Here is a 15,765-nt window from a genome sequence, read left to right as displayed (position 1 = left end):
TTTATTCCGCGAACATTCAGTAACCGCGGTTGAAATCCACTTCCCCGCGCAATGCTTCTCCCGCCTGATACGCCTTCAGGTTCTCGACAAACAACTGCACCATCAACGCCGGCGACGTCGGTGCCGAGCTGTGCCCGGTCAGCAGCAGGCCCCAGGCAGTCCAGAACGGATGGCGTTGTGGCAACGGCTCCTGACGGCAAACGTCGATCACCGCACCGGCCAGATGCCCTTCCTTCAGGGCTTCCACCAGATCCGCATCGACCACCGCCACGCCGCGTCCGACGTTGATGAACAAACCGGTCGGCTTGAATTGCTTGAACAGTGCCGCGTCGTAAATGTCGTGGGTGTGTTCGGTATTCGGCAGCAGGTTGACCACGTAATCGACCGCGCCCACCAGCCGTGGCAGATCCGCCATCGAGCCGACTTCGACGAACGGCGCCTGCTCGCGCGCGCTGCTGGCGATGCCGTACAACTCGACGCCGAACGGCAACAGAAACTGCGCAACGCTCTGGCCGATGTCGCCGGTGCCGACGATCAGCACCTTGCGCCCGACCAGGCTCTGGCCGGTGCGGTTGTCCCACTTGCGCTCGACCTGGCTGACCAGCCGCGCCAGCACTTCCCGCTCGTGGCCGAGCATGTAGGTCAGCACGTATTCGGCCATCACCTGACCGAAGATCCCCACCGCGCGGGTCAGGCGGTAATCGCGGCGCAAGCCGTCGGCGAGCAGCGGCGTGATGCCGGCCCAGGTCGATTGCAGCCATTGCGGCTGATGGCCCTGACGCAGCAGGGTCGCCAGCAGATCCGGCTGCCCCAGCCACACCGGGCAATCGGCAGCCTGACGGGCCAGTTCGGCAGAGTCGCCACTGGTCAGCACTTCGAGTTCGGGGGCCGCCTGACGCAGCAGCCGGGCGTACACCGCGTGGTCGTGTTCAGCAATCAGAACGCGCATCTTCAAACCTTTCGCAAACCGTGCAGGCAACCGCCGAAAGAGCCGTGCTCCTTCGTGGCGGTCGTCGCCGTAAAATCAGTTCCAGGGTGGCAAGAGGCCCAGAACAGGGCCTCGCAGATCAGACCGGGTCGTTGCGTCGCAGCAATTCTTCGGGCAGGTGTTCGATGTACTCGTCCTCGGCCGGTGGCATCTGCAGGTGATAGCCCTGCTTGTCGAGGTTTTCCAGGACCACGACGATGTCCTCGCTGGCCAGCTTGCGCTCAGGCGACAGCACCAGATCGAAGGAATGTTTCGGCTTGCCGAACGCCAGCATCAGGGGTTCCGGCACGCGCTCCAGAGCATCGCTCTTGAGCACATAAAGGTACATCCCGCTTCGCTTGGAGCTTTGGTAAATGGAGCAAATACGTTTCAAGGCTGTTCTCCGACGATGGCCAGGCTGTCGAGCAGCTTCTGGCCCATGAGTTCGCGGCGCCAGCCACGCAGCGACTCAGGCAATTGATATGGGCCCTCGGGGAAGCCGCTTTTGACCAGCGCTTCGAGGGTTTTCTTGCGCAGCATCAGTTCCGGGGCGATGCCCAGGCGTTCGGCTTCGACCTGGCCGAGGGCGCGCAGTTGCTTGATCAACGCAGCGGCTTCGACCGGCAATGGTTCCGGCACCGCCGGCGGCCATTGATCAGGCCCCACACTGCCAGAGCGCTTGATCAGATCAAGCAGAAATTGCCCGTCCTGACGCACGGTACGCGGATGCATGTCTTCGATCTTGCCCAGCGCCGCGAGGTTGTCCGGTTGCGTGCGGGCCAGCGGCCACAGCGAATGTTCACGGATGATGCGGTTGCGCGGCAGATCACGGGCACGCGCTTCTTTTTCACGCCAGGCGCACAGCTCACGCAGCACAGCCAGTTGCGCACGGGACAGTTTCCACGCCAGTTTGGCTTCGCGATATACCTCGTACGGGTCGGTCTCGCGGCGCAGGTTGGCGACCAGTTCGGCGCCGTCCTCCAGCACCCAGGCGAACTTGTCGTCGGACAGTTTCGGCCGCAGCTGTACGAAAACTTCCGCAAGATGCACCGCGTCTTCGGCGGCATAGCTGATTTGTGTGTCGGAAAGTGGACGCTGCAACCAGTCGGAACGGGTTTCGCCCTTCGGCAACTCAATGCCCAGCACTTCCTGCACCAGCCGCGAATAGCCCATCGAGAACCCGAGGTTCAGGTAGGCCGCTGCCAATTGTGTGTCGAACAGCGGCGCCGGCAGGCTGCCGGTCAGGCGCAGCAACACTTCGAGGTCTTCGCTGCAGGCGTGCAGGACTTTGAGCACCGCCGGGTTTTCCAGCAACGCCGCCAACGGTTGCCAGGCGTCAATGGTCAGCGGATCGATCAGGTAGGCGCGTTTGCCGTCACCGACCTGCAGCAAACCGGCAATCGGGTAGAAGGTGTCGACCCGCATGAATTCGGTGTCGAGGGCAACGAACGGCAGTTGCTGCCACTCGGCGCAAAACTGCGCGAGGCTTTCGTTGTCGCGAATCCAGTGAATATCGATGGCCACACGGCTCTCCCTTGAAGAATGGCGCGCAGTATATATCGCCGCCGGCGTTTTACGCGCCTGCGCTGGGCCAGAGCTGTAACGAAATGTCCTGCCAAAGAGAAAGAATAGTCTTACAGCGTGATCAGCAAGAGGAATCCGGGCTTACCTTGTGTAGGAGCTGCCGAAGGCTGCGATCTTTTGATCTTGATCTTGGTCTTGAAAAACAAGATCAAAAGATCGCAGCCTGCGGCAGCTCCTAAAGTGGGGAGAGTCATATTTAGTTTTTAAATAATGCTCGGGAAATCTGATTTGCCGATACGTGCGCTGCGCCGCCTAATCGTCAGCCTCCGCAATCCAGAGTCTGCCGATGGAAAATGTCCGCGCCACCACCCGCCCCGCTGTCTGGCTGATGTTCGGGATCATCCTCGTCGCGCTCAACCTGCGTCCCTCCATGGCCGCCGTCGGGCCGTTGTTGTCGGCGATTCGTGGCGATATCCCGCTGAGTTTCAGCGTGGCTTCGCTGCTGACCATGCTGCCAGTGATGGCGATGGGGCTGGCGATGTTTTTCGGTATCGGCATCAGCCGGCGCCTGGGCGAGCAACGCACGGTGATCCTGTCGTTGTTGATCATCGGCCTGGCGACGCTGTCGCGGCTGGTGCTCGATTCGGCACCGCAGTTGATTGGCAGCGCGGTGCTGGCCGGGATGGGTATCGCCCTGATTCAGGCGCTGATGCCGGTGCTGATCAAGTCACGCTTCCCCGACCATGTGGCGCTGTGCATGGGCCTGTATGTCACATCGATCATGGGCGGCGCCGCGCTGGCCGCCTCATTTTCGCCGCTGGTGCTGGGGCAGACCGGCAGCTGGCGCATCGGGCTGGCAATCTGGGCGGCACTGGCCTTGCTCGCGTTGCTGGTCTGGTGGACACAGTCGATCCCGTCATCCCTCCAGATCACGCCTGTAGGAAAAGAGTCCTTCACGCGTAATTCCCGCGCCTGGCTGCTCGCCCTCTTCTTCGGCCTCGGCACGGCGTCCTACACCTGCGTACTCGCGTGGCTGGCGCCGTACTACGTGGAGCAAGGCTGGAGCGAACAGCAGGCCGGGCTACTGCTGGGTTTTCTGACCGCCATGGAGGTGATTTCCGGGCTGCTGACGCCGGCCATCGCCAATCGCAGCCGTGATCGCCGTGCCGTCCTGGCAGCGTTGCTGCTGCTGATCATCGGCGGCTTCTGCGGATTGATCCTCAGCCCGCAACACCTCAGCCTGTTGTGGCCATGCCTGTTGGGGCTGGGGATTGGCGGCCTCTTCCCCATGAGTCTGATCGTCTCCCTCGATCACCTCGACAGCCCGCAGCGCGCCGGCAGCCTGACCGCGTTCGTGCAAGGCATCGGCTATTTGATCGCCGGGCTTTCGCCGCTGCTCGCCGGAATCATCCGCGACCGGCTCGGCAGCTTCGAATGGGCCTGGTGGTCGCTGACCGCAGTGATGGTGGTGATGCTGCTGATCGTGCTGCGCTTCGACCCTCGGCAGTACGCCCGACACATCCGTTGAAGCCGAATGCCGGCGCCGGGCTAGAGGCCTCTTGCCATCTTTTTGCGGTTTATTTGCCGACGTCGTGTTGCTAAAAGTTTCTGTCCCACTGGCGACATTGAAACGTCCTACAAGGCTTTGTCCTGGCACCATCGTTCCGCTACGATCATGCGCACACGTTTGCGCGGATTCAGCGCAAGGAGCACAGCGGGACGGAACGGATGCTGAACAGTAACTTGCTTCGAAAGCTCGACATGCAGGACCTCATGGTGTTTATCGCCGTGTATGAGCAAAGCAGCGTCACGGATGTCTCGGAGACGCTGTGCGTCAGCCAGTCCACTGTCAGCTATTGCCTGAAAAAATTGCGCACCAGTTTCGAAGACGAGTTGTTCATCAACACCCGCACGGGCATGCGTCCCACCTACAAGGCCGGCACCATGTACGGCCATGTGCAGAAGATTCTCGAAAGCATCAACCTGTGCCACGCCGGTGCCCCGGCCTTCGATCCGACCCGGCAAGCGGTGACCTTCAATATCTGCGCCCCGGAATACTTCGAGCAATTGGTGCTGCCACGGCTGTTGAAGCGTTTCGACTTCGACGATTTGCCGGTGGTGGTCAACATGCACAAGTTCGAGACCGATGTGCCCGCCGACGAACTGCGCGACGGCAGCCTCGACCTGGTGATCTGTTTTGGCCCCAACTTCCACCGCAGCCATACCGACCTTAAATCGCGAATGCTGCTGGAGGACGATCTGGTCTGTGTCTTCGACAAACGCGCCACGCCGCTGGAACCGCGCCTGAGCCTGCAGGCCTTCACCGAGCGGCGCCATGTGTTCCCGACGCCGTGGACGTCCACCACCAACATGGTCGATGGCTGGCTGGCGCGTCAGGCGCAGAAACGGCAGATCGTCGCGCGCTCCAGCAGCTACAGCGCGGCATTGAAGATGATTACCGGGACCGACTTCATCCTCACCCTGCCCCGGCGCATACAACGCCTGCTGACCAACGACGCAGTGTTCAATCACTGCGAGGCGCCGAACGGCTTGCCGGGATTCACCCTCGACATGCAGTGGAGCCAGAACGCTGATCAGGACAGCGCCAACGTCTGGCTGCGCGAGCAGGTGATCAAGGTGTGCAGTGAGCTGGAAGCAGCCTGAGTCCTACACGCCGATGGCGGTCTTGGTGTAGGAATCGCGGTCGATATCGAGCAACTCCACGCACAACTGCACTTCGACCCCGGCCGGCCACTCGCACAGATCCTGCAACACCGCCAGCAGGCTGTCCGAGAGCTGCTTCTTGATCTGTGGCGAACGACCGCTGAGCAGCGCCAGCTTCACATGGACAAAAGCGCGCTCACCCATGCCGGTACCGACCTTGAAGGTCTCGACCTTCACCGCCCGGCTTTTGATATCAAACTCCGCAGCGAACTGACCGGAACCCACCAGGGCGTTGTTGAGCCGGATCAACGCCACATCAGCGTTCAACTGCGGCAGGTTGGCGGTGTATTCCATGTGCAGGTGTGGCATGGGGTGCTCCAGTCAGTCGGCAGAAAGGTCGTACATATACCACAGCGCTGCCCTACTCTCCTGCGGGTTTTTCCGGGGTTATCGAGGCCGACGTCTGACGCAATGCCAGGCTTTCCCACAGCGCCACCAGCACCACGATCGCCGTGGTCAAAGCCCCGAGCACCAGCGCCGAAAACCAGTGATTCAACGCCAGCGGCAGCGCCAGCGTCAGCAACATCAGCCCCGCCAGATGCGACAACGGCGGCAGCGGTCGGTCGGACATGACCCACTTGAACAGCGCATTGCCCAACAGAAACAGCCATGGCCCGCCCACGATCACCAGGATCCCGGCGTCACTGGCGTGATCCGGGTGCACCAGCACCAGTTCGTCGGCCACCGCACTGACGATCACCCCGGCAACGATCAGCACGTGCAGGTAGGTGTAGGCGATGCGCGCCTGACGCCCCGGATCGCTCGAATGCGCGATGCGGTGATGCGCGCGCTCGGCGCCGCTGTCGAAGTACACCCACCACATGCCGATGCTGCCCAGCACCGCCACCAGAAACGCCATGACCCCGGTGGCGCTCAGCGTCAGTTCGGCGAACGTCGCGCCGGTCACCAGCAACGATTCGCCCAGGGCGATGATCACGAACAACGCGCAACGCTCGGCCATGTGATTGCCTTCGACGTTCCAGTCACTCAATGACGAACGCCCCAGCCCCGGCACCCAGAAATACAGCGAAGGCGAGATCAGCTCGATCAGCAGCGCCAGCGCCCAACACAGCAGACGTTGCTGCCCGTCAAGAAAGGCCCCGGCGATCCAGAACACGCCGGAGAACATCAACCACGCCAGAATCCGCTGGAAATTGCGGGTCATGCTCAGCGACTCGCCACGCACCGCCCAGATCGCGAACAGCGTGCGCCCGACCTGCATGAACACGAACGCCGAGGCAAACATCAGCCCGCGCTCGGTGAAAGCCTTGGGGATCGAGGACGACAGCAACAGACCGGCGATCATCAGCCCGAACAGGCCGAGGCGGATCGGCAGTTTTTCCGGGTCGAGCCAGTTGGTGATCCACGAAGTGAAAATCCACACCCACCACACCGCGACCATCAACAGCGCCACCTGCACCGCGCCCAGAATCGACAACTGCGAAAGCAGCGAATGCGAGAGCTGAGTCACGGCGAACACGAACACCAGATCGAAAAACAGTTCGACCATGCCGACCTTGCCACTGTCGAGACTGCCGCGCCCACGCAGCAACGAACGGGAAATGCTCATGGAGACAGGCCTCCGCCAAGGTTACTGCCATTGAGCAAAGCAGCCCGACCAGACGAACGCAAACCCTGTGGGAGCGAGCCTGCTCGCGAAGACGTCGGGTCAGGCGACATCAATAGTGTCTGACACAACGCTTTCGCGAGCAGGCTCGCTCCCACAGGGGAGATTTGTGGTGGGATTCAGGGCGCGGTCAGTGGCCGTTCGCTCATGAACGCTTCCAGCCGCGACCGCAGCCAGCGCTCGGCCGGGTCGCTGTCGACGTGGCTGAGCCAGACCATCGACAGATCCAGCATCGGCGTCTTGAACGGGAACGGTTCCTTGAACAGCAGCCCGGAGGCAGCCATGGCTTCGGCGGTATAGTCCGGCAGGCTGGCGATCAGGTCGGTGCCGGCCAGCAATGCCGGCAGCGCACTGTATTGCGGCACCGACAACACCACATGCCGGGTGCGGCCGATTTCCGCCAGCCACTCATCGGCATAGCCGCTGATGTTGGCCGTATGCGATACCAGTACGTGTGGACGTGAACAGTATTCATCGAGGGTCAGCGGCGAGTCCGAGGCATCGGCGCGCAGGATGCTCGGCTGGATATGCCGCAGCAATTTGCGCTTGGCATTGGCCGGCAAGCCCCGGGTCTGGCTGATACCGACGGTGATGTCGCCGGCGGCCAGCAGGTCGGGGATGCGCCAGTAGTCGACGTGTTGCACCACGAACACCACGCTCGGTGCCTCTTGGCGTAGCGCCCGCAGCAACGGTGGCAGCAGGCCGAATTCGACGTCATCGGACAGGCCGATGCGGAACGTCATGTTGCTCACGGCCGGGTCGAAATCGTGAGTCAGGCTCAGCGCCACCGACAGTGAGTCGAGCGCTGGCGACAGGTACTTGAACAGTTCTTCGGCCCGGGCCGTCGGCTCCATGCGATGGCCGACGCGAATGAACAGCGGATCATTGAACATCGCGCGCAAGCGATTGAGCGCCGAACTGATGGTCGGCTGGCCGAGAAACAGCTTCTCCGCCGCCCGGGTCACGTTGCGTTCGAGCATCAAGGTCTCGAACACCACCATCAGGTTGATGTCGGCCTTGCGTAATTCATTTCGATTCATCCATTGCCCCCGCTCCCCAGACTGCCGGCAGTGTATGAAGTCCTTGGGACTGACGTCTATCAGACGATTGGCGGTTTGTTCGACAATTTCACTGCACCGTCAGGGTTTTCAACCCCAGCCCCATGACTCGCGCATCGTCATTGAAGCCTAGTGTTTTCGGGCTGACTGCATCGGGCAGATGCACTCGGACATTCAGATATTCCTCAGCGACCTGCGCTGCGCTGAGCGGTATTTCCAGCCGATTGCCCTGCACCTCAGTCAGACGCGTCGACAACGCCTCTACGCCATTGATGCTGACGATCACCCGCTGGCTGAGGTTCGGCGGCATGGCAAAGGCCAGGGCATCAATCACCAGTGCATGCGACCCGGGAGCGACGCGCAGTCGCAGTTCTGCATCCTGTCCATCACTCCAGGTGCCCCAGGCTTCCGGGGTGGACCAGCCTTTGACCAGTTGCCGGGTGCTGCGGTTGAACGTCTGCACCAGTCCCGGCTGGCTCAAGGGTATCGACGACAGCGCTCGCCCCTGATCGACCATCGCCAGACAGTCATTACAGTGTTTCCAGCCCGGGGCCAGCACGACAAAGTCGTCGACCCGGGTCAACAGATCGGTGTCGCTGTGAATGCTCTTGACCGCCAGCTCCAGCGCGTCGTCATCGAGGATGTACAGCGAATCGCTGTCGTACTGGCCGCTGGCGAGTTGGCTTTGCGTCGTGCGCAACAGCTTGTCCAGCGCCTTGGGACTCGTACGCCCCAGGTAAGCCGCGTCGGTTTTCAACCCATGAGTGCCGGCAAAATCGGCAATCGCCTGCCACTGATCAGGCTGATTTTTCGGTGTTACGGCGCGGATGTTCTTGTAGTGCGCCGCCGCACTGGCCCAGAACGGATCATGCATCGGGCTGACCCAGACCGAAGATTCGGGCAGCATTCTCGCCGCCCGCAAACCTGCCCAGGCAATCCGGGTGTCGGCGACTTGTACCACCAACGCCAGCGCCAGCAGCCCCATGGCAATACGCGGCCGATAACCGCGCACCACCAGGTAGGTGAGCAGTATCACGATGGCGTAGAACACCGGCCAGAACATCCGGCCCGAAGCGCGAAAAATACTCGCTGCACGCAGCACGAATTTCGGCAGCGGATAGCCGAACGTCTGCAGGCCGAATCCGATCTGGTTCGACAGGGCGAACAGGGTCAATCCGATGAACGCCAACAACAGGAACGGGCGACTGCACAACAAAGCCTTCAACGAGATACCACTTTTGTACCAGCCGATAGCGGCCAGCGGCACCAGCAACAGGACGCCCAGCCCCAGGTAGTTGAAACCTTCGTAATCGCCTGCGCCCTTGGGAATACCTGGCAAGACAAACGACCATCCGTCTGGATCCACCAGCGACAACAGGTTCATTCGATAAAAGCCGAAACCGCCGCCCGCCGCGCCATCGGTAATACTGAAATAACCCGCCTGCCAGCAGCACACGCTCACCAGCGCGAACAAGCCGCCCAGCTCGATAAGGACCTGACGGCGCGTCAGCTTGCCAGCCCACAACTTGCCAAACAGATCCGCGACCCAGATCAGCGCCACCATGCCCAACAGGTAAGCGTGCACCAATGCCGTCACGGCGAGCAATGCTCCCCACGCCAAACGTCGGCGCTCGAGTGCCGGGTGCAGTGCCAGATACAACGCCGCGAGAATCAGGAAGTGCCCGACCAGCGAAAGATGTCCACCGGTACGCAGAAACATTGGCGGCGAAAACACCAGGAGCCCGGCGCCGAGCAGGCGCAATACGGGGTTGTCGGTGATCAAGCCGAGCAGCTTCCAGGCAAACCAGGCCTGCAGAATGAAACACGCCAGCAGCCATAAACCGAAATACTGGAACGTCTCCGGCAACCAGCCATTGAATGGTTTGAACAGCAGCGCCAGCAGCGGATTGGAATCGGAAAAAATGATCGAGCTGCCCAGTTCCATCCCATAGGACGGGTTCAGCCCGAGGGGAAAAGTCCAGGGTGAATGGCGAAAAAATACCCAGCCCAGGTAATGCGTCGCCGGATCACCGTCCCGGAGCCAGGCAATGTTTTGCGGGTCGACGGCACGCGGGCCGATCACCAGAAAAAACGCCAGCGCACCCAGCAGGATCGGCAACAGCGCCAAGGCCGGGTGCTTGTTCAAGCCCCTCATCGATACGTCCAGAAGTTATGCAACACAAAGGTGAACGCCGGAATGATCAGCGCTACGGCGCCGATACCCAGCAAGTAATGAAGCCCGGCGATCTGCGCGGCCCACGCGACGAACATCGCCAGGAAAAAGCCGCCGCAGGACACCAGCATGAAGCGCAGCAGGGTTTTGCCATGCAAACGGGCCGAAAAACTCCAGGTGGTGTTGATCACATAGGACACAACCGTCGCCACGGCAAACGCCACACCGTTGGCGAGTGGCGGGTGCGGCGCGACGAAATTGATGAACAGCACCGCCACCAGTGCATGCAGCGCGGTGACGAACAGACCGGTCACGGCAAACCGCAAGCCGCGCTGGATCAACGCCGATCTGTCGGCAGAGGTCACGGTTTACGCGCCAGCACAAACACGCTCAGACCGGCCAGACGATTGATGCCCATCAGCGGCAGTTCAAGGCTGCAGAGGGTCTTGAGCACGCCGTTGACCAGCGGATGATGACGCTTGAGCTGCGACTGCGGTGCTGCGGCCTGCGGCCCTTTGGGCAGCAAACGCAACGCCGCGGCGATCGGAAACACCGCTCCGAAATAGTAGGCACCGCGCTGCACCGTCAAACCGGCGTCACGGGCCAGGGTTTCAAACTGCGGCAGGGTGTAGCGGCGCTTGTGTTCGAGGAAGTCGTCGTGACCGCTCCACAGGAACTGAAACGCCGGTACGGTCATCAGGAAACGGCTGCCGGACGGTACCTTGTCAACGTAAGCCTTGAGCAGACCGAGGTCGTCGTCGACATGCTCCAGCACGTCCATGAGCAGCACCAGGTCCGCATCGATGGCGTCGATATCACGGCGATAATGCACCGGTTTGCCGGCAGTGCTCGCATGGGAATCGGCGGGGTAACTGATGTCGACGCACCACGCTTCCTGCGCCGCGGTTTGGGTCAATAAATGGTGCGAGAAAAACCCCGACCCGGCGCCCACGTCGAGAATCCGTGTGATCGGCGCATCACCGAGCAGACGACGAGTCGCCGCCGCTTTGGAGCAGTAATACCAATGCTCGCCGATGCTGTCGCCGAGGATGTCGGTTTCCTTGAGATCCATGTTTCAGTCCTTGGGATCGTAGACGCGACGCACCAGAAAAACCGGCCGGCGTTTGGATTCGATATAAGTGCGGCCGAGGTACTCGCCGAGTACGCCGATGCCAATCAATTGCAGGCCACCGAGGAACGTCACGGCCACCATCAGCGAGGCATAACCGGGCATGTCGACGCCGTGGATCAGCGTGCGCACCACGATAAAAATGGCAAAGGCAAAAGATACCAGCGAAACCACCGCGCCGATGTAAGTCCAGATCCGCAGCGGTTCGGTACTGAAACTGGTGATGCCCTCCAGGGCAAAATTCCACAGCCGCCAGCCGTTGAACTTGCTCTGCCCCGCCACACGCTCGGGCCGCTCGTAATCAACATGGGTGGTACGAAATCCGACCCAGGCGAACAGGCCCTTCATGAAGCGCCGGGACTCGGGCAAGGTCAGCAAGGCATCGACCACACAACGGTCCATCAAGCGGAAATCGCCGACGTTTTCCGGCAGCGGTTGCTCGGCGATCTTGTTGTGCAGACGGTAGAACCAATGCGCCGACGTCTGTTTGGCCCAGGTGTCGCTACGGCGGCTGATGCGGTGACCGAGCACCACCTCATACCCTTCGCGCCAACGCTCGATCATTTGCAGAATGACTTCGGGCGGGTCCTGCAGATCGGCATCGATAGGCACCACAATCTGCCCGGTGGCGATCTGCAAGCCGGCGGATAACGCCGCCTCTTTGCCGAAGTTGCGGCTCAGATCGACGATGCGCAGCCGCGAGTCGTGCCGCTGACGATCCAGCAGCCGCTCAAGTGTGGCATCCGTACTGCCGTCATTGATGAACACCAGCTCCAGAACAATCGACGCCTGGTGCTGGAAGACTTCATCGATGCGCTGAATGAACGCTTCAAGACTGTCTTCCTCGTTAAAAACCGGGACAACCAGCGATAACGTGACCCGTGTGGCCTGTGCCGTTCCATGCTCAGTCAAGGGAATGCTCTTTTTTATAATGTTTGTCGGTCGTCGAAACATTTTCAACGCCATGAGCCGTCCCGTATTAAGCAGTAGCGTCGATAGCCTTGCAAGGTGCAAATGACGCCATTTTGGCCAATCCAGACGCCGATGCGTGCGCTCTAGCCCGCGCTCTTCAGAAACATCTGCCAACGATTGGAAACAAATGCCCGATAGCGAAAAAAACTCGCTCCGCTAGGCTTGCGACGATGCGCCACGCAGGTTGGCGCAAACACCATCGCAAGGAGCGAACTGAATGTATTTCGAGATCTACAGGCAATCCCGAGGCACCCCGAGCACCGGCAAAGGCCAATGGCGCTGGAGGCTGCGGGCGGGGAACCACGAGACGATTGCCAGTGGCGAATCCTATGTAAACAAGGCCGACTGTTTACATGTGATCGAGTTGATCAAGGGTGTGCAGGGGGAGACGCCGGTGAAGGAAATCTGACCGCGCCACCAGGCATGGCGCCGCGTCCTACAGCCTCTTCCTTTTTCGTCTGAAGCACTGGCAAAGCACTTTTGCGCCCCTACGCTCTTCAGCGTACGGGGCCATCCAGCCCTGTTTCGCCAAATGACGTTCAAACTCAAAAGGAGCCGCATCATGGCTAGAGACAAAGCGAAAGACGACAAGCACTTCAACTGTACCCAGGCGCATGAAGCCGACTACGTCGCCAGCCTCTATCCGCACGCCAAGGACGAAGTGAAAACCTTCCTGGCCTCGGCTTGCCAGGACAACACCCTGCGCAACTCGACGCACAAGGAAGTGTATGACCTGATCAAACAGAAGCTCGGGCATCCGCAGCCGTGAGTGACTGAGGCGGATGTTTGGTAGAGCCCGCAGATACAAAAAAGCCCTGTAGGCTGACTCCTGCAGGGCTTTTTCTATGAATGAAGCTCAGGATTGAGATTCCATCCCGCTACATGCCTCAAGAGTATTGAGATAATCAGTGACAGCTTCTTCAAATGCTGCAAGAAGCTCGTTAACCGAATCGCCATGAAATCCCACTATGCCCTTTATTCCTGAGATATGACCAACGAACAAGCCGTCTGCGTTGCTGTACTCATACCGGGCGACATAGCCGTTGTAGCTCATCAATCTCATGACATATTCCTGCTTGTACAACCAGAACGGTCGCCAGAATAATCGAGTGACTCTGAGCGAGGTTGTAGGCAAAATCCGCGACTTGCGTGCGAACATACACTACGTGCATTTTTCGTTCGGCCTCTGTTGGCATGCATTTCGGCGGGATAGTCTCCAAGCATCGCTGCACAGCCAGCGATCGGGCTTGGAAACCCGACGAGTCACGCAATCACCTCTCACAAACGCTAGTGTTCTTTTTCGAACGCAAGTTTGTGCTATGGCAGCTGTGCGTGGCACGCCCTCGGGTCGGGCGTGCCGGTCTCCTTGACTCCCGGTTTCCAACCTGCGTACAGCTGCCACCATTCGCTTGGAAACGAAAGTGGCAGCTCCCTCACGTCAAGGAGTTTCACAATGCAGCTGTTTCCCGATACAAAAAAGATTTGATCATCTCAATCAACGGAGATGGAAAATGACCGAAATCCCAGAAGAAAAAACCATCGGTCTGACCCCTTTCATCTTCTGTTCAGACAACCCACTGTTCCACGTCAGCGCTGGCGTCCCAATCAGCGAAGCTCTGTCACAAGCCTCTGATTTATTAGCGCTCGCCAAGTCCTTTGCAGAAGCATAAGGGATTCTGACCGTTATGCTTGGGCAGCCTATTACCTGACCGCCATGAGCAAGGCACTGATTGATGATGTGGTGGAAACGGTCATGCCAAGGCCAGGGTGGGCGACGGCCAACGCTGAAAAATAGTGGTTGACGACCTATACGAAAAAGCCCAGCAACGACGGGGCTGGGCTCTCAAACCGAAAGATATTAGCGCACGCCTAAAACCCAAGCCTGGACTTCTATTGGGACCATAGTTTGCTAAAAACACCATCACAGCATTCAATATGCTTCGTCTTCATCATCAGAAGAGGAAGATATAACTCCGCTGCCACCTTCGACAAATGACTGACAACCCTCATTGAAGGATTGTGACGGTGTATTGCAGGAGTACTCATCGTCAATTTCATTTTCTTCGGCCCAGTTATATCCCGCCTGATGCCCTGAGCAGTCATCTGTGCACGCGTAGTCGTCAAATGTATCAGCGAAAACAAACGCGCTACCCAGCATCGAAACGAGCATTACGACAGTAGAAAATGCTTTCATAGCCAGCCTCATAACTAATGCCAGACAATATCTCTCGTTTACTCGCCGTCACGAGGTTTAGTGCCATATTTACCAGTGTAGGGATTCACATTTCCCTTCGTACTGTAGTTATTGTTTTTCGTGGAGTCTGGATTTTTAGCATGGGAAGGCTGGACATATGTCCCATTGCGTCGTGTGTAACCAGTTACGGAATGATCGGAACGACTCCCGAAAGAATAACTGGATTTGTACGACTGCCCACCATGACTGCTACCACGCGCAAGCACATTCCCTGACATTGCCACCCCTAATGCTACAGCTGCTACCGCCAGCACCCTTCTCATGCTCCCCTCCGATTGTCACGTTGTAATAGCCCGACAACATCACTTCAAAAGCTTAGCTGACAAAGTTTTCTAAGGGCGATCTGAACCAATCTCTGGTAAAAATAGGCACAGATTAATAAATCTGAAAAACAAAAAAGCCCCGTAGCTCTTCAGCTACGGGGCTTTTTCTATGTAATGGCGGAGAGATAGGGATTCGAACCCTAGGTACCGGTGAAGGTACAACGGATTTCGAATCCGTCCCATTCGGCCACTCTGGCATCTCTCCAACGGCGCGCATCATAACAACACTTTTGCCGAAAGCAAACCCTCTTTCGCAAAATTTCTTCGTGCTATCAGATGCTTGCGTCGATTAAAGCGGTACACCCAGACGATTGGCGACTTCTTCGTAGGCTTCGATGACGTCACCGAGGCCCTGACGGAAGCGGTCTTTGTCCATCTTCTTCTTGGTGTCCTTGTCCCACAGACGGCAGCCGTCCGGGCTGAACTCGTCGCCGAGGACGATCGAGCCGTCGCTGAACACGCCGAATTCAAGCTTGAAGTCCACCAGCAGCAGGCCTGCGTCGTCGAACAGTTTGCTCAAGACTTCGTTGACCTTGAGCGACAGTTCTTTCATGCGCGCCAGTTGCTCGGCGGTGCCCCAGCCGAATGCCACGACGTGGGATTCGTTGATGAACGGGTCGCCCTTGGCGTCGTCCTTCAGGAACAGTTCGAAGGTGTACGGATTGAGCTTCATGCCCTCTTCGACGCCCAGACGTTTTACCAGGCTGCCAGCGGCGTAGTTACGTACGACGCACTCGACCGGGATCATGTCCAGCTTCTTCACCAGGCACTCGTTGTCGCCCAGCAGTTTGTCGAATTGGGTCGGAATGCCGGCCGCTTCGAGTTTCTGCATGATGAAAGCGTTGAACTTGTTGTTCACCATGCCTTTGCGGTCGAGCTGCTCGATGCGCTTGCCGTCGAACGCCGAGGTGTCGTTGCGAAACAGCAGGATCAAGCGGTCAGCGTCGTCGGTCTTGTAAACCGATTTGGCTTTGCCGCGGTAGAGTTCTTCACGTTTTTCCATGATGGGCTCCG

At 59.2% G+C, this 15,765-nt stretch carries 17 protein-coding genes, 1 tRNA gene and 1 pseudogene; 5 read left to right on the top strand and 14 right to left on the bottom strand.

Features of this window, described 5'->3' with window-relative positions; genetic code table 11:
* Window positions 1–16 precede the first annotated feature (16 nt).
* From LOY52_RS06890 to rnd, 3 genes are all read right to left on the bottom strand, one after another.
* Entirely contained in the window at window positions 17–949 is a 933-nt protein-coding gene (locus LOY52_RS06890; RefSeq protein WP_003222601.1) for a D-2-hydroxyacid dehydrogenase, read from the bottom strand.
* 118 nt (window positions 950–1,067) lie between these two features.
* The gene (locus LOY52_RS06885) at window positions 1,068–1,361 is read right to left on the bottom strand and encodes a YcgL domain-containing protein (protein ID WP_047598109.1); all 294 of its coding nucleotides are present in this window, start codon (window positions 1,359–1,361) and stop codon (window positions 1,068–1,070) included.
* The gene (rnd, locus tag LOY52_RS06880) at window positions 1,358–2,491 is read right to left on the bottom strand and encodes a ribonuclease D (RefSeq protein ID WP_258678882.1); all 1,134 of its coding nucleotides are present in this window, start codon (window positions 2,489–2,491) and stop codon (window positions 1,358–1,360) included. The genes LOY52_RS06885 and rnd overlap by 4 nt, the downstream gene beginning before the upstream one ends.
* A gap of 346 nt (window positions 2,492–2,837) precedes the next feature.
* On the opposite strand from rnd, the gene LOY52_RS06875 reads away from it, so the two are divergent.
* Together LOY52_RS06875 and LOY52_RS06870 are read left to right on the top strand one after the other, a co-directional pair.
* A complete protein-coding gene (locus LOY52_RS06875) occupies window positions 2,838–4,019 on the top strand; it encodes a cyanate transporter (protein ID WP_258678881.1) in 1,182 nt (393 codons plus the stop codon).
* A gap of 200 nt (window positions 4,020–4,219) precedes the next feature.
* Window positions 4,220–5,155 (top strand): LysR family transcriptional regulator, encoded by a 936-nt coding sequence (locus LOY52_RS06870; protein WP_258678879.1) that lies wholly within the window; start codon window positions 4,220–4,222, stop codon window positions 5,153–5,155.
* 3 nt (window positions 5,156–5,158) lie between these two features.
* Here the strand turns inward: LOY52_RS06870 and LOY52_RS06865 are convergent, their stop codons facing one another.
* The 7 genes from LOY52_RS06865 to LOY52_RS06835 all read right to left on the bottom strand — a co-directional run bounded on the left by LOY52_RS06865 (window position 5,159) and on the right by LOY52_RS06835 (window position 12,114).
* Window positions 5,159–5,524: a 5-carboxymethyl-2-hydroxymuconate Delta-isomerase gene (locus tag LOY52_RS06865; RefSeq protein WP_095138550.1), complete on the bottom strand. Its 366-nt coding sequence runs from the start codon at window positions 5,522–5,524 to the stop codon at window positions 5,159–5,161.
* A gap of 52 nt (window positions 5,525–5,576) precedes the next feature.
* On the bottom strand, window positions 5,577–6,785 hold the full coding sequence (locus LOY52_RS06860; RefSeq protein ID WP_258678878.1) for a low temperature requirement protein A: 1,209 nt from the start codon (window positions 6,783–6,785) through the stop codon (window positions 5,577–5,579).
* Window positions 6,786–6,961: 176 nt separating this feature from the next.
* Complete coding sequence (locus tag LOY52_RS06855; protein WP_027614510.1) at window positions 6,962–7,882, bottom strand: LysR substrate-binding domain-containing protein; 921 nt, start codon at window positions 7,880–7,882, stop codon at window positions 6,962–6,964.
* 88 nt (window positions 7,883–7,970) lie between these two features.
* Window positions 7,971–10,055, bottom strand: a complete 2,085-nt coding sequence (locus LOY52_RS06850; RefSeq protein WP_258678877.1) for a DUF6311 domain-containing protein — start codon at window positions 10,053–10,055, stop codon at window positions 7,971–7,973.
* The gene (locus LOY52_RS06845) at window positions 10,052–10,438 is read right to left on the bottom strand and encodes a GtrA family protein (protein WP_258678875.1); all 387 of its coding nucleotides are present in this window, start codon (window positions 10,436–10,438) and stop codon (window positions 10,052–10,054) included. Before LOY52_RS06845 ends, LOY52_RS06850 begins: the two co-directional genes overlap by 4 nt.
* Window positions 10,435–11,145 carry a bifunctional 2-polyprenyl-6-hydroxyphenol methylase/3-demethylubiquinol 3-O-methyltransferase UbiG gene (locus LOY52_RS06840; protein ID WP_258678874.1) on the bottom strand — a complete coding sequence of 237 codons (711 nt, stop codon included), beginning with the start codon at window positions 11,143–11,145 and terminating at the stop codon, window positions 10,435–10,437. Before LOY52_RS06840 ends, LOY52_RS06845 begins: the two co-directional genes overlap by 4 nt.
* A 3-nt stretch (window positions 11,146–11,148) precedes the next feature.
* Entirely contained in the window at window positions 11,149–12,114 is a 966-nt protein-coding gene (locus LOY52_RS06835) for a glycosyltransferase family 2 protein (protein ID WP_258678873.1), read from the bottom strand.
* A 277-nt stretch (window positions 12,115–12,391) separates the two neighbouring features.
* Here LOY52_RS06835 and LOY52_RS06830 point away from each other — a divergent pair, with 277 nt between their 5' ends.
* The gene (locus tag LOY52_RS06830; protein WP_007963291.1) at window positions 12,392–12,583 is read left to right on the top strand and encodes a DUF1508 domain-containing protein; all 192 of its coding nucleotides are present in this window, start codon (window positions 12,392–12,394) and stop codon (window positions 12,581–12,583) included.
* A gap of 153 nt (window positions 12,584–12,736) precedes the next feature.
* Window positions 12,737–12,943 carry a hypothetical protein gene (locus LOY52_RS06825; RefSeq protein ID WP_258678872.1) on the top strand — a complete coding sequence of 69 codons (207 nt, stop codon included), beginning with the start codon at window positions 12,737–12,739 and terminating at the stop codon, window positions 12,941–12,943.
* Window positions 12,944–13,030: 87 nt separating this feature from the next.
* Here LOY52_RS06825 and LOY52_RS06820 read toward each other — a convergent pair whose 3' ends face one another.
* Window positions 13,031–13,237 (bottom strand): type II toxin-antitoxin system HicB family antitoxin, encoded by a 207-nt coding sequence (locus tag LOY52_RS06820; protein WP_258678871.1) that lies wholly within the window; start codon window positions 13,235–13,237, stop codon window positions 13,031–13,033.
* Window positions 13,238–13,685: 448 nt separating this feature from the next.
* Between LOY52_RS06820 and LOY52_RS06815 the strand changes: the two are divergent.
* Window positions 13,686–13,969 (top strand): annotated as a pseudogene (locus tag LOY52_RS06815) (DUF3077 domain-containing protein).
* Window positions 13,970–14,104: 135 nt separating this feature from the next.
* Here the strand turns inward: LOY52_RS06815 and LOY52_RS06810 are convergent.
* The 3 genes from LOY52_RS06810 to purC form a co-directional block, all read right to left on the bottom strand.
* The gene (locus LOY52_RS06810) at window positions 14,105–14,368 is read right to left on the bottom strand and encodes a hypothetical protein (protein WP_258678870.1); all 264 of its coding nucleotides are present in this window, start codon (window positions 14,366–14,368) and stop codon (window positions 14,105–14,107) included.
* Window positions 14,369–14,866: 498 nt separating this feature from the next.
* Window positions 14,867–14,956: transfer RNA gene (locus LOY52_RS06805), tRNA-Ser, on the bottom strand.
* Between the two features lie 84 nt (window positions 14,957–15,040).
* A complete protein-coding gene (gene purC / locus LOY52_RS06800; protein ID WP_007963288.1) occupies window positions 15,041–15,754 on the bottom strand; it encodes a phosphoribosylaminoimidazolesuccinocarboxamide synthase in 714 nt (237 codons plus the stop codon).
* Window positions 15,755–15,765 lie beyond the last annotated feature (11 nt).

It is taken from the genome of Pseudomonas sp. B21-051, from assembly GCF_024748795.1.
In the GTDB taxonomy this organism is placed as follows: Bacteria; Pseudomonadota; Gammaproteobacteria; order Pseudomonadales; family Pseudomonadaceae; genus Aquipseudomonas; species Aquipseudomonas putida_A.
Note: the sequence above shows the minus strand (reverse complement) of the source record. Positions and strands in the feature narration are given on the sequence as shown.